This is a genomic window from Cellulomonas sp. McL0606 (genome assembly GCF_058248365.1).
In genome coordinates this window covers 243,566-256,533 of the sequence record NZ_CM177779.1, presented here as the reverse complement: position 1 = coordinate 256,533, position 12,968 = coordinate 243,566, and the positions used below count along the sequence as shown (strand labels likewise).

The following is a 12,968-nucleotide window of genomic DNA, read 5'->3' as shown; positions in this document are numbered from 1 at the left end:
GTGCGTCAGCCCGCCTGGAGCTTGACGGCGGCGTTGATCTCGTCGTCGACGGTGCTCAGCATCCCTGGCAGGTCCGTGACGTCGCCCTGCTGCCACTTGGCCGTGTGGGTGCCGAAGATCGTCTGGTATTCCGCGCCGATGCCGCTAGGCGGGGTGGTGGACGACTTCGGGTTCTCGAAGATGTCGAGGAACGTCTGGAACTGCGGCGTGACCTCGAGGTCCGGCGACACGATCGCGTCGTGCATCGTCGGCGCGTTCTTCAGGCCGTTGGACAGCTTGACCTGCGCCTCCGTGTTCGTGGTCAGGTACTTGATGAGCGCCCACGCGGCCTCGGGGTTCTTGGCCCCCTTGCCGATGCCGACGATGTTGCCGGTGATGTAGCCGGCGCCGTAGCTGTCCTCGTAGCCCTTCGCCGACGGCATCGGAGCGGTGCCGTAGTTCAGGTTGGGCGTCTGGTCCGCGATGAACGCGGTGCGGTACTCGCCGTCGACGTTCATGGCGACCTTGCCGGTCTGGAAGTCGTTCTCCGCGGAGAACTCCTGCCCCAGCGCGGCCTGGAAGTCGGCCAGCTTCTGGTACCCGCCGAGCTTGGCGATCAGGTCCTTCTGCCACTCGAGGATGGCGTTCCAGCCGGGCGACGACCCGATGGCCGAGGTGCCGTCCTCGTTGAGCCACTGTGCGTCCGCGGCGGGCGCCCAGTGCGCCTCGGCGTTCTCGTAGTAGCCGAGCAGCGGCATGAAGCCGAGCTGCTTGATGGAGCCGTCGTCGTTGAACGTGGTGAGCTTGACGGCCATGTCGGTCAGCTCGTCGAGCGTCTTGGGCGGCTCCGTGTAGCCGGCCGCCGCGAGCAGGTCCTTGTTGTAGTAGAGCCCGTAGACGTCGGCGAGCGCAGGCATGGTGCAGCGCACGCCCTTGTACGACGTGTAGCCGAGCACCGTGTCCGGGATCTGCGTCAGGTCGACCTTGTCGCGGGTGATGAAGCTCGACAGGTCGACGAAGTCGCCCGACGAGCAGAGCGGACCCACCTGGTCGGTGGAGTAGGACAGGCCGACGTCGATGGGCTGACCTGCGGAGATGGCCTGTCGCATCTTCTGGTCGTCCTGGCCGGACTTCACGACGACCTTCACGCCGGGGTTGGCCTTCTCGAAGTCGTCGACGACCGACTGGATGACGCCGGCCTCGCGGTCGGTGAAGAAGTGCCAGAACTCGACGGTCCCGGTCACCTCCGAGGGGGCTGTGGCGGCAGCCGTGGGGCCGCCGCCGGACCCGCCGCTGCAGGCACCGAGGGCGGTGATCGCCACGAGGGCGGGGATGACGAGCCAGGACTTGCGTGTTCTCACCGAAGGCTCCTTGCGCAGGGCGCGACCGACCGCCCCCAGGACCGAGTGCGTCCGGGCGGGTCGTCGTGCGGGTGGTGGGGGCTAGGGAACGAGGTCCAGAAGTCGTGTGCGCAGGTCCGCGCCGACGACGGATCGAGCACCGCGCAGCACCGGGTGATCAGCCACGGAGTCACGGAGATGTGCGGGGACCACCGGGTGGTCCTGCGGATGTGCCCTCGCACGAGATCGACGAGGGTCTGACCACCGGCGACGCCGGTCGGTCCGCCGAGCACGACCACGGGTGGGTCGAGCACGGCGAGCACGGGGATGACACCGACGGCCACGCGGGCGGCCAGCTCGGCCAGGACGGCCTGCCGCTGCGGGTGCGTCGCGAGCTCGGCGAGCATGGCGTCGAGGGTGCGGCCGCGGACGTCGTGCGCCCGCGCCAGCTTGCCCATCGCGATGCCACCGATGAGGTCCTGCAGGTCCTTGACGCCCGCCTGGGGCACGCGCAGATAGCCGATCTCGCCGGCGCCGCCCGCCGCACCGCGGTGCAGGGTCCCGCCCAGGTCGACCGCCAGGCCCAGGCCGTCGCCGATCCAGAGCAGGGCGAAGCCGTCGACGTCGTGCCCCGCCCCCTCGACGCGCTCCGCGACGGCGGCGAGGTTCACGTCGTTGTCGATACGGACGCTGATCCCGAGGCCGCCCTCGAGCTGCGCCCGCACGGACTTGCGCGGCCAGCCGGGCATGAGGCCGACGAACGCGAGGTCGTCGGTGCGCGGGTCGACCGCGCCCTGGACGCCGACGGCCGCCGCCACCACCGTGTCGGGGGTGGTGCCCGCCGCCTCGCAGGCGGCCTGGATCGCGGTGGTGATGTCCCCGACGGCGGACCGCTCGGACGCGGTGCGCGACAGCTGGACCTCCGCGACGGGGTGCTCGCCGCCGGTCGCGTCGACGAGCGTCGACAGGACGCGGAACGGTCGCACGTCGACCGCGACGGCGTGTGCGCGGTTGCTGCGCACGCCGTAGGTCACGGCGCTCGGACCGCGGACGGCGGCCACCGAGCCGACGACGTCGATCAGGTCCAGCTGTTCGAGACGGGCCACCACCTGGGACGCGGTCGGCTTCGACAGGCCGGTGAGCTCGCCGATCTGCGCGCGGGTGAGGGGGCCGTGCTCGAGCAGCAGGGCGAGCGCGGCCCGGTCGTTCATGGCGCGCAGCAGCCCGGGAGTTCCCGGCTGGCTGGGCGTGCCGCTCATGCGCTGCGCTCCGATCGTCGTTGACCGCTGGATGGTGCCCTCGCAGGGCACCCTCTCAGGCGCGATCAAACTAACAGGTAAGTTTCCTAATAGACAACAGTCTTCGGACGTCGGATGCGTCTCGGTCGGGTAACGGCCCTGTTACTTCTTCGTCCGTCCGCCAGGTGTTTTGACGGTCCGCGGATCATCCGCCGTCGTTACGATGCACCCGTGCCCCACTCGCACGTTCCCGACGACCTGCTCAGGTCCACGCTCGCCGCCGTCGCGCCCGGCGGTGAGCTTCGCGACGGCCTGGAGCGGATCCTGCGCGGGCGCACGGGTGCGCTGATCGTGCTCGGGTTCGACTCGACCGTCGAGAGCATCTGCTCGGGCGGGTTCGTCCTGGACGTCGAGTTCTCCGCCACCCGCCTGCGCGAGCTGGCCAAGATGGACGGCGCCGTCGTGGTGGACGCGAACATCACCCGGATCGTGCGCGCGGCCGTCCAGCTGCTGCCCGACGTGACCATCGAGACCTCCGAGTCGGGCACCCGGCACCGGACCGCGGAACGCGTCGCCAAGCAGACCGGCCTGCCGGTCATCTCCGTCTCGGCCTCCATGCGGATCATCGCGCTGTACGTCGACGGCTTCCGGCACGTGATCGAGGACTCGACCACCATCTTGTCCCGCGCCAACCAGGCGCTCGCCACGCTCGAGCGCTACAAGTCGCGTCTCGACGAGGTCAGCGGCACCCTGTCCGCCCTCGAGATCGAGGACCTGGTGACGGTCCGCGACGTGTCCGCCGTCGTCCAGCGCCTCGAGATGGTCCGGCGCATCTCCGAGGAGATCGAGGGCTACGTCGTCGAGCTGGGCACCGACGGACGCCTGCTCACCCTGCAGCTGGACGCCAGCTCGTCGGCGGCATCGAGCCCGACCGCGCCCTGGTGATCCGCGACTACGTGGACACGATGCGGCGCGACGTCGACTCGGTCCTCGACGAGTCTCCGACCTCGACTCGACCGAGCTGATCGACATCGGCCGGATCGCCACGGTCCTCGGTTTCCCGGGCGGCGGCGACGACCTCGACGCGGCGGCCGGCCCGCGCGGCTACCGCCTGCTGTCCAAGGTGCCGCGTCTGCCGGGCGCCATCGTCGACCGGCTGGTCGCCCACTTCGGCGGGCTCCAGAAGCTCCTGGCCGCCGGCATCGACGACCTCATGGCCGTCGAGGGCGTCGGCGAGCAGCGTGCCCGCGCCGTCCGCGAGGGCCTCTCCCGCCTGGCGGAGTCGAGCATCCTCGAACGCTACGTCTGACCCTGCCGAGCGACAGGTCAGCTCAGGCCGAACACCGCCGGGGCCGCCGCGACACCCGCGAGCGTGAACTGGGCGGAGTAGGTCCCGGCCCCGGGCGTCGGCAGGCCCGGCGGGCAGCCGGGTGCGGACCGCACCCGGTTCCAGGCGAGCTGGGTGGCGTCGGAACCGGCCGCGGGCAGCAGCAGGTCGCGACTCTCCGTACCCGCCACGATGCAGTCGCGGTTGTCCCAGACGCGGTCGGCACCCGACGTGATGAGGATCTCGCGGCTGGCCTCACCGGCGTCGACCAGGCACGGCACGGCGCCCGTGTTGGTGATCGTGACGTCGAATGTGGGGTTCGCGCCGGCGCCGAACGACGCGGCGGTGGCCGTCATGGCCAGCACGAGCGTCGCAGCATCGCAGTCGGGGACGCCACCGGCCTCTTTCGACGGGGTCGGCGACGGTGACGGTGTCGTCGCTGCCGCAGGCGCAGCGGCCGGCGCGGTGACCGGGGCCGTGCTCGTCGTCGACTGCGCCGGCGGCGTCGAACCGTCCCCGCGTCCGCCGATCCACACGATCACCAGGACGACGACCAGCAGCGGGATCCCCAGCACGACCAGCCGGCGGACCCAGTAGACCCGAGCCGGCAGCCGCGGCGGCGGAGTCTGCGCACCCATCGACCCACCTGCCTTCCGCTGCTCGTCGCCACCCCATCTGGCCCGAGGTGGCGCGACCACGGTAGAGGCAGGCTCGTGCGAGAACGGGTCCGACGCACCGGGAGGGGCGGATCAGCGCGTGAGCCGCACCACCGCCCGACCGGCACTCGGCCGCGCGACGACCGTGAATCCCGCCGCGAGGAACGTCGACAGCCGTCCGCGGTAGGTCCCCGAGCCCGCGCGCGGCCGCTCCGCGGCGTCGACCGGGTAGCCCTCGACGGTGTGCGCGCCGCTCGCGCGGGCATGGTCGACGGCCGCGTCGAGCAGCACTGCGGACACCCCGTGCCGGCGGTACCGCGTCCGCACGACGAAGCAGGTCACCGACCAGATCCCCGCGTCGTCGAGGTCGGCCCTGGTGTCGACCGTCGACATCGAGGTGCTCGACCCGATCCGCGGGAACGTCGCCCGCGGGGCCACGGACGCCCAGCCGACCGGCTCGTCGCCGAGCATCGCGATCACGCCCGGGCTCGCACCGCCCGAGGCGACCTGCGCGAAGAGGTGCCCGCGCTTCTCGTCGTCGGACATCCCGCGGTACGCCGGCATGCTCCACCGGTCGAACTGGCACCAGCAGTGCCGCTGGTCACCGGGCGTGCCCAGAACGGCCTCGGCCTCCCCCGCGCCCCCGCACGGCGCCGCTATCAGCTCCATCCGGCCACGGTAGACACCACCCGGCCACACAGCACAGCGGGGACGTGCGACCGGGCCGAGGGCGCACCACCAGCGCTGTGAGGCAGGATGCTGCGGTGCAGCCCTCCCCCGCCGACCTGCGCGCGCCGGTGCTCGCGTGGTTCGACGTGCACGCGCGCGACCTGCCGTGGCGCTCGCCGGACCGCACGCCATGGGGCGTCCTGGTCAGCGAGGTCATGCTCCAGCAGACGCCGGTCGCGCGGGTCGAGCCCGCCTGGCGCGCGTGGATGGCCCGCTGGCCGACGCCCGTCGACCTCGCCGACGCCTCGACCGCCGACGTGCTGCGTGCGTGGGACCGGCTGGGCTACCCGCGCCGCGCGCTGCGGCTCCAGGAGTGCGCCCGGGCGGTCGTCGAGCGGCACGGCGGGGTCGTGCCCGCCTCGGAAGCTCGGCTCGAGGCGCTGCCCGGCGTCGGTTCCTACACGGCCGCCGCGGTGCGCGCGTTCGCGTTCGGGCGGCGCTCGGTGGTGCTCGACACGAACGTCCGACGCGTCCTGGCCCGGACGGTCGCCGGCGATGCGCTCCCCGCGCCCACCCAGACAGCCGCCGAGGTGCGGCTGGCCGACTCGTACGCGCCCGCCGACGACGCGACCGCCGCGCGGTGGGCCGCTGCTTCCATGGAGCTGGGCGCGCTCGTCTGCACCGCCCGGAACCCGCGGTGCGACGCGTGCCCGGTGGTCGACCTGTGCGCCTGGTACGCCGCCGGCCGGCCCGCCGACGTGCACGCCGCCCGCCGCCGGACCCAGGGTTTCGTCGGCACCGACCGCCAGGTCCGCGGCCGTGTGATGGCGCTCCTGCGCGAGGCGATCGCACCCGTCCCGCAGACGGCGCTCGAGGCGGTCTGGCCAGAAGGCGGTCAGCTGGCCCGCTGCATCGAGTCCCTCGTGGCCGACGGCCTGGTCACGCGCGAGCCCCCGACCAGCGACGACGCCGACCCCACCTACCGCCTCCCCCACTGAGGAGGACGCCGAGGACGCGTCAGGCGAGCTCGACGAGCATGCGGGTGTTGCCCAGGGTGTTCGGCTTCACCCGGGCAAGATCCAGGAACTCCGCGACGCCGTCGTCGTGCGAGCGCAGCAGCTCCAGGTAGACGTCGGGCGTGACGGGCGTGCCCTCGATGACGTGGAACCCGTGCGCCTCGAAGAACGCGACCTCGAAGGTCAGGCAGAACACCCGGCGCAGGCCCAGGTCGCGGGCGCGCTGCAGGAGACCGTCGAGCAGGGCATGCCCGACGCCGGCGCCGCGCCAGTCGGCGGAGGCGGCCAGGGTGCGGATCTCGGCCAGGTCCTGCCACATGACGTGCAGCGCCCCGCAGCCGACGACGGTCCCGTCCGGAGCCTCGGCGACGAGGAACTCCTGCACACCCTCGTAGTAGCCCACCCACTCCTTGGCCAGCAGGATCCGCTGCTGCGCGTAGGGCTCGACGAGTGCGCGGATGGCTCGCACGTCCGCGGGGAGCGCCGGACGGACGCGGATGTCGGAAGGCACGAGGGAGAGGGTAGACGCCTCAGGACACGGTCGACGGCTGCCCGGACCGCCACGCGGCGAACCGGCGATCGAGCGCGAGCCCGCCGCGCGAACCCTGCAGGAGGTTGCGCAGGACGACGGCGAGCAGCTGCTGGTGCTCGGGCTCGAGCAGGTCGGAGGTCCGCGCGTCCATCTCGGTCTCGATCTGGCGCAGCGTCGGCACCAGCGCGTGGGCCGCGGGCGTCAGCTCGAGCAGGACCGCGCGCCTGTCGCGCGGGTCCGGGTTCCGTGCGACCAGGCCGCGCTGCACCAGCGCGTTCACCACGCGGCTTGGGCTGCCCGCCTCGCACACGATCATGCCGCCGAGGTCACGCAGGCTCAGGGGCCCGAAGTCCTCCAGGACCACCAGGATCTCGGCTTGCGGCGGCGTCAGCCCCAGGTCCTCGAGCAACCGGGAGAACATGCGGAAACCCTCCCGCTGCGCCGCGAGGATCATGTAGCGCAGCTGGGTGGGCGCGGGCCCCTGGATGCTGATCGAAAGGTCCTCTGCCACGCGTCCCCATCAGTCGTCGGGGTCCGCTCCACGGGTGGGGGACCCTCATGCACCTTCGAGGACCGGCGATGCCCGTCGGTCCCACGCCCCCTGCGTAGGCACTGATACTCCCTGATGTCAGGCTGACCAGGTAGTGCAAAGCACGACTATTTTTCTCACCCAGGGGCTACGACCTGGGGCGGGCGCGACGGCGGTGCGGGGGTTCGGCCACCTCCAGCAGACCCGTGGCGGTGATCTCGTCGACGACGAGGTCCGTGACCACCCCCGCACGCAGGGCGGCGAGCAGCGGTGCGACCTTGTTGTCCCCGGCGACGATGCACACCCGCCGCGGGATCCGTTGGAGCTCGACGGGCGTCGGGCCGGTGGCCCGCTCGTTCAGGTGGACGTCCTGCCACGACCCGTCGGCGCGCAGGAAGACGGTGCAGACGTCCCCGACGACACCCTCGTCGTGCAGGTTCTTCACGTCGGAGTCGTCCAGGTAGCCCGCGGAGTAGACGTGCGACGGCACCGCTCCGGCGACCGCACCCACCGAGAACACCGCGATGTCCGCCCTCCGCTGCATGTCGAGCACCCGGCGCACGGACCGCTCGCGCCACATGGCGGCCTTGGTGTCGGGGTAGTCGAAGAAGGCGGGGACCGAGAAGTGATGGACGGCGGCCGCGAACGCGGTCCCGAACGTCGAGATCAGGTCGCTCGCGTACTCGATGCCGCTGGTGCGCATGTTGGCCGCGCCGTTGAGCTGGACCACCGCCGAGCCACGGGTCGGCTTGGGCGCCAGGTACCGGGACACCGACGCCAGCGTGGTACCCCATGCGACGCCGAGCACCATGTCCGAGTCGAACCAGGACGACAGCAGGCGCGCCGCCGTGATCGAGACCTGGTCGAGGCGTTCGATGTGGCTGGCGGAGTCGGGCACGGGGACCACGTACGTCTCGATGCCGAAGGCCGCGGCGATCGTCCGGCCCAGCCCCGGTGCACGGGTGCTCGCCGGCCGCAGCGTGATCTCCACCAGGCCCGACTCGCGGGCACGCTTGATCAGGCGCGACACGGTCGAGCGTGACGTGCCGAGGTGCCGGGCGATGACCTCCATCTTGATGTCCTGCAGGTAGTACATGGACGCGGCCCGGAGCACGTCCTGCTCCCGTTCGACGTACATCTGACGCCCCTCCGTCACGTCACGCGTCGCTGCACATATGTGCAGCCAGGTTGCGCGTTCGTTCGCCCCGTGACGACGATAGCCAAGGGCCCGGGAACGGGCGAACGGGACGAAGCGGTCCCGTCGGCAGAACCGCAGGCGAAAAGCAGGACAGACCAAGGGGCACGAGATATGCGAACGGCGCCGTTGACGGCTCAGGCACGACAGGATGCACTCGATGCGCTGCGAGCGAGTGCGGAGCGCGGGAACGAGCTCGACGTCCTCGTGATCGGCGGCGGCGTCACCGGCGCAGGGATCGCCCTCGATGCAGTGAGCAGGGGTCTGTCCACCGCGATCGTCGAGGCACAGGACTGGGCGAGCGGAACGTCGAGCCGCTCCAGCAAGCTTCGTGCACGGCGGCCTGCGCTATCTCCAGATGCTCGACTTCCACCTGGTGCGCGAGGCGCTCACCGAGCGCGACCTGCTGATCAACCGGCTCGCCCCGCACCTGGTCAAGCCCGTCAGCTTCCTGTACCCGCTGGAGAACCGGGTGTGGGAGCGGGCCTATGTGGGCGCGGGCGTGGCGCTGTACGACACGTTGGCCTCGGTCAACGGCGCCAAGCGCGCGCTGCCCATCCACCGGCACCTGACCCGCAAGGGCATGGAGCGGCTGTTCCCCGACCTGCGGCACGACGCCGCGATCGGCGCGGTCCGGTACTGGGACGCTGCCGTCGACGACGCCCGGCTCGTCGAGACCCTGATCCGCACGGCGGTCTCCTACGGTGCGCGCGCCGCGAGCCGCACCCAGGTGCAGGCGCTGCAGACGACCACGGGCGGTGCCGTCACCGGCGCCGAGCTGGTGGACCTGGAGACCGGCGAGCACATCGACGTCCGCGCCCGGCACATCATCAACGCCACCGGCGTCTGGACCGAGCAGACCGAGTCGCTGGCCGGCTCCGAGGGCGGTCTGCGGGTGCTGGCGAGCAAGGGCGTCCACATCGTGGTGCCGCGCAGCCGCATCGCCGGCGAGGTCGGGCTGATCCTGCAGACCGAGAAGTCGGTGCTGTTCATCATCCCGTGGTCGCGGTACTGGGTCATCGGCACCACGGACACGCCGTGGGTGCAGGAGCTGACGCACCCCGTCGCGACGAGCGCCGACATCGACTACGTGATCGAGCACGCCAACGCCGTCCTGTCCCGCCCGATCACACGCGAGGACATCATCGGCACGTGGGCCGGCCTGCGGCCGCTCTTGCAGCCGCAGGTCAAGGCGGGCACGACCTCGGCCAAGGTCTCCCGTGAGCACACCGTCGCCAGCCCCGCACCCGGGTTCACCGTCATCGCCGGCGGCAAGCTCACCACCTACCGCGTGATGGCCAAGGACGCCGTCGACTTCGCGATCGGGTCGCGCGCCACCACGCTGCCGTCGATCACGGCCGACCTGCCGCTCGTCGGCGCCGAGGGCCTGCAGGTGTTCCAACGCCAGTCGCGGGCGATCGCGCAGAAGTACGGCTGGACCCGGCCGCGGATGGACCACCTGCTGCACCGGTACGGGTCGCTGCTGGGCGAGCTGATCGACCTGGTCGACGCCGATCCCAAGCTGGCCGAGCCGCTGCAGAACGCGGACGCGTACATCGGCGCCGAGATCGTCTACGCCGCCAGCCATGAGGGCGCACTGCACCTCGACGACGTCCTCATGCACCGCACCCGGCTCAACTACGAGCAGGCCGACAAGGGTGTCGGGGCGCTGGAGGAGATCGCGGACCTCGTCGCACCCGTCCTGGGCTGGGACGAGGCCACCCGCAACCGGGAGATCGCTGCGTACGTGGCTCGCGCGGAGGCCGAGGACGCCGCCGCTCGCGAGCCCGACGACGCATCGGCGGAGAAGGTCCGGCTGCGTGCCGTCGACCTCGCGCCGATGCTCGGGGAGCCCGCCAACACGTAGGGGGAAAGCAGGACTCCGCACGGTCATCCGTGCGGAGAACGTGACAACGACGTCCGTCAGAAAGGGTCGACTGTGACAATGACAGATGCCTTCTGGTCCGAGGTAATAGGGACCGGGCTACTCGTGCTGCTGGGTACCGGTGTCGTCGCGAACGTCATCCTCCCGAAGAACAAGGGGTTCGACGGCGGCTGGCTCCTCATCAACGTGGGATGGGGCTTCGCCGTCATGGCGGGCGTGTACGCGTCCTACAAGTCGGGCGCATACCTGAACCCTGCGGTGGTGATCGGTCAATGGGCGAGCGGCGCGGACGAGTTCACGAAGGGCGTCCCCATCACGGCGGCCAACGGGTTCTACTACGTGGTCGCAGAGATGCTCGGGGCCGCGATAGGCGCAGGGCTCTGTTACCTCGCCTACAAGAGGCACTTCGACGAGGAAGCCCCCGGCGCCACGAAGCTCGCGGTCTTCTCGACCGGCCCGGCGATCAGGTCCTACGGCTGGAACTTCATCACCGAGGTCATCGGCACGTTCGTGCTGGTGTTCGTCATCCAGTGCTTCGGCAAGAACCCGGCCAGCCTCGGGCCGATCCCCGTCGCCTTCCTCGTGATCGGCATCGGCGCCAGCCTCGGTGGCCCGACGGGCTACGCCATCAACCCGGCTCGTGACCTCGGTCCGCGCATCGCGCACGCCCTGCTGCCCATCAGGGGCAAGGGCTCCAGCGACTGGTCCTACTCGTGGGTCCCGGTCTTCGGTCCGCTGGTCGGCGGCGTTCTCGCCGGTCTCCTCGCCAGCGCCTACGTCGTCTGACGATCACCGACCGACCGATCTGGTCACCTCAAGCGTCCGGACGGCGCCACTGGCCCCCTGGTCGGCGTCGTCCGGACCTCATTTCGCACACCTCGCACCCGCACGAACTTGCGCACGACCTTCGGAGGAATTCCCACCATGCCGGACACCAAGTACGTCCTCGCCATCGACCAGGGCACCACGCAGCTCCCGCGCCATCGTCTTCAACCACTCGGGCCAGATCGTCGAGAGCGGCCAGCTCGAGCACGAGCAGATCTTCCCGCGGGCGGGTTGGGTCGAGCACAACGCCGCGGAGATCTGGAAGAACATCCGCGAGGTGGTCGGCATGGCGCTGACCCGCGCGAACCTCACCTACAAGGACATCGCCGCCGTCGGCATCACCAACCAGCGTGAGACGGCCGTGGTCTGGGACCGGACCACGGGCGAGCCGGTCTACAACGCGATCGTCTGGCAGGACACCCGTACGGCGAAGATCGCCGACGAGCTGGGCGCGCTCGGTGGGGGCGCCGAGCGCTACAAGGCCAAGGTCGGTCTGCCGCTCGCCACGTACTTCTCCGGACCGAAGGTCAAGTGGATCCTCGACAACGTCGAGGGCGCGCGGGCCAAGGCCGAGGCGGGCCAGCTCGCCTTCGGCAACACCGACTCGTGGGTGCTGTGGAACATGACCGGCGGAGTCGACGGCGGAGTGCACGTCACGGACCCCACCAATGCGTCGCGCACCATGCTCATGGACCTGGAGACCTTGTCGTGGGACGCGGACATCGCGAACGACATGGGTATCCCGCTGTCGATGCTCCCGGAGATCCGGTCCTCGTCCGAGGTCTACGGCACCGGGCGCGAGGGCGGCCTGGTCCCCGGAGTGCCGATCGCCGGCATCCTCGGCGACCAGCAGGCCGCGACGTTCGGTCAGGCGTGCTTCGAGAAGGGCATGGCCAAGAACACCTACGGCACCGGCAACTTCATGCTCATCAACACCGGCACCGAGGTGGTCCCGTCCAAGAACGGCCTGCTCACCACGGTCTGCTACAAGATCGGCGACCAGCCCACGGTCTACGCGCTCGAGGGCTCGATCGCGGTCTCCGGCTCGCTGGTGCAGTGGCTGCGCGACAACCTGGGGATCATCTCGTCGGCACCCGAGATCGAGCAGCTCGCCGCGACGGTCGAGGACAACGGCGGCGCCTACTTCGTCCCGGCGTTCTCCGGCCTGTTCGCGCCGTACTGGCGCTCCGACGCACGCGGTGCCCTGGTCGGGCTGACCCGGTACGTCAACAAGGGCCACATCGCCCGCGCAGCCCTGGAGGCGACCGCCTTCCAGACGCGTGAGGTGCTGGACGCCATGAACGCGGACTCGGGCGTGAACCTGACCGAGCTCAAGGTCGACGGCGGCATGGTCCAGGACGAGCTGCTGATGCAGTTCCAGGCGGACATCCTCGGCGTGCCCGTGGTGCGTCCGAAGGTGGCCGAGACCACCGCGCTCGGTGCGGCCTACGCGGCCGGCATCGCGGTCGGATTCTGGAACGGCGAGCAGGACGTCATCGACAACTGGGCCGAGGACAAGCGCTGGGAGCCGACCATGGCCGACGACGAGCGCGACCGCCAGTACCGCCTCTGGAAGAAGGCCGTCACCAAGACCTTCGACTGGGTGGACGACGACGTCGTCTGAGCACGTCATGAGCTCGGCTGCAGGAGGCTGAGCTGCGGCCGTGCGCGGGAGCACGGCTACAGCAGGGGGGCGGAGCGGAGCGCGCTGGTGGGAGCCGGCGGCGCCCGCCCGTCACGACGAGACCCGGCACTCGGAGGGGAGCGCCGGGTCTCG

Annotated in this window: 9 protein-coding genes and 3 pseudogenes; 5 read left to right on the top strand and 7 right to left on the bottom strand. The window is 70.9% G+C overall.

Features of this window, described 5'->3' with window-relative positions; all coding sequences use genetic code 11:
- Positions 1-5 precede the first annotated feature (5 nt).
- Together AC38ZX_RS01370 and AC38ZX_RS01365 are read right to left on the bottom strand one after the other, a co-directional pair.
- Positions 6-1,340, bottom strand: a complete 1,335-nt coding sequence (locus tag AC38ZX_RS01370; RefSeq protein ID WP_426594095.1) for an ABC transporter substrate-binding protein — start codon at positions 1,338-1,340, stop codon at positions 6-8.
- Complete coding sequence (locus AC38ZX_RS01365) at positions 1,337-2,578, bottom strand: ROK family transcriptional regulator (protein WP_491296055.1); 1,242 nt, start codon at positions 2,576-2,578, stop codon at positions 1,337-1,339. Before AC38ZX_RS01365 ends, AC38ZX_RS01370 begins: the two co-directional genes overlap by 4 nt.
- A 210-nt stretch (positions 2,579-2,788) precedes the next feature.
- Between AC38ZX_RS01365 and disA the strand changes: the two are divergent.
- Positions 2,789-3,866: pseudogene (disA, locus tag AC38ZX_RS01360) on the top strand (DNA integrity scanning diadenylate cyclase DisA).
- 17 nt (positions 3,867-3,883) lie between these two features.
- Here the strand turns inward: disA and AC38ZX_RS01355 are convergent.
- A complete protein-coding gene (locus tag AC38ZX_RS01355) occupies positions 3,884-4,522 on the bottom strand; it encodes a hypothetical protein (protein ID WP_491296054.1) in 639 nt (212 codons plus the stop codon).
- 111 nt (positions 4,523-4,633) lie between these two features.
- The gene (locus AC38ZX_RS01350) at positions 4,634-5,209 is read right to left on the bottom strand and encodes a GNAT family N-acetyltransferase (RefSeq protein WP_491296053.1); all 576 of its coding nucleotides are present in this window, start codon (positions 5,207-5,209) and stop codon (positions 4,634-4,636) included.
- Positions 5,210-5,304: 95 nt separating this feature from the next.
- Between AC38ZX_RS01350 and AC38ZX_RS01345 the strand changes: the two genes are divergently transcribed.
- On the top strand, positions 5,305-6,207 hold the full coding sequence (locus AC38ZX_RS01345; RefSeq protein ID WP_491296052.1) for an HhH-GPD family protein: 903 nt from the start codon (positions 5,305-5,307) through the stop codon (positions 6,205-6,207).
- Between the two features lie 19 nt (positions 6,208-6,226).
- Here the strand turns inward: AC38ZX_RS01345 and AC38ZX_RS01340 are convergent, their stop codons facing one another.
- The 3 genes from AC38ZX_RS01340 to AC38ZX_RS01330 form a co-directional block, all read right to left on the bottom strand.
- Positions 6,227-6,736, bottom strand: coding sequence for an amino-acid N-acetyltransferase (locus tag AC38ZX_RS01340; protein WP_426594089.1), 510 nt, complete (start codon positions 6,734-6,736; stop codon positions 6,227-6,229).
- Positions 6,737-6,755: 19 nt separating this feature from the next.
- A complete protein-coding gene (locus AC38ZX_RS01335; RefSeq protein WP_426594088.1) occupies positions 6,756-7,268 on the bottom strand; it encodes a MarR family winged helix-turn-helix transcriptional regulator in 513 nt (170 codons plus the stop codon).
- A 166-nt stretch (positions 7,269-7,434) separates the two neighbouring features.
- Positions 7,435-8,424 carry a sugar-binding transcriptional regulator gene (locus tag AC38ZX_RS01330; RefSeq protein ID WP_426594087.1) on the bottom strand — a complete coding sequence of 330 codons (990 nt, stop codon included), beginning with the start codon at positions 8,422-8,424 and terminating at the stop codon, positions 7,435-7,437.
- A gap of 171 nt (positions 8,425-8,595) precedes the next feature.
- Here AC38ZX_RS01330 and AC38ZX_RS01325 point away from each other — a divergent pair.
- The 3 genes and pseudogenes from AC38ZX_RS01325 (at position 8,596) to glpK (ending at position 12,815) form a co-directional block, all read left to right on the top strand.
- Positions 8,596-10,348: pseudogene (locus AC38ZX_RS01325) on the top strand (glycerol-3-phosphate dehydrogenase/oxidase).
- 78 nt (positions 10,349-10,426) lie between these two features.
- A complete protein-coding gene (locus AC38ZX_RS01320) occupies positions 10,427-11,152 on the top strand; it encodes an MIP/aquaporin family protein (RefSeq protein WP_426594085.1) in 726 nt (241 codons plus the stop codon).
- Between the two features lie 138 nt (positions 11,153-11,290).
- Positions 11,291-12,815: pseudogene (gene glpK / locus AC38ZX_RS01315) on the top strand (glycerol kinase GlpK).
- Positions 12,816-12,968: the final 153 nt, after the last annotated feature.